Annotated in this window: 2 pseudogenes; both read right to left on the bottom strand. The window is 63.4% G+C overall.

Annotated features, from left to right (window positions below):
• Positions 1 to 175 (bottom strand): annotated as a pseudogene (locus HX875_RS32995) (metal ABC transporter permease); the annotation flags it as partial.
• Positions 172 to 347 (bottom strand): annotated as a pseudogene (locus HX875_RS32990) (methionine ABC transporter ATP-binding protein); the annotation flags it as partial. The pseudogenes HX875_RS32995 and HX875_RS32990, both read right to left, overlap by 4 nt.

Here is a 347-nt window from a genome sequence, read left to right as displayed (position 1 = left end):
ACACACGATTCAGACGCGGCAGCGGGAACAGCCCACCGCGACGGCTGATAAACAACAGCACCCCAAGTGGCAGGCCGATCAGCAAGGTGAACACAGCGGCCAGCAGCACCATGTAGAGGGTTTCGCCAGTGGCCGTGAGCAGCAACTGCAGGATGTCGTTCCAGTCCGTCTTCATACCGCCCTCACCGCTGGCAGGCTGGGGGCCAGTGAACGGCCCAGGCTCGACGCAGGATCGGCCTGCAATTGAATCAGGCTGCCGCTTTCCACCACGCGCCCGTTGGCCAGGGACACCGCGCTGTCGCAGATGGCCTTGACCACGTCCAGCTCGTGGGTGATCAACACGATGG

Source organism: Pseudomonas yamanorum, from assembly GCF_013386765.1.
GTDB classification, from domain to species: Bacteria; Pseudomonadota; Gammaproteobacteria; order Pseudomonadales; family Pseudomonadaceae; genus Aquipseudomonas; species Aquipseudomonas yamanorum_A.
This window is presented reverse-complemented; position numbering and strand designations above follow the sequence as displayed.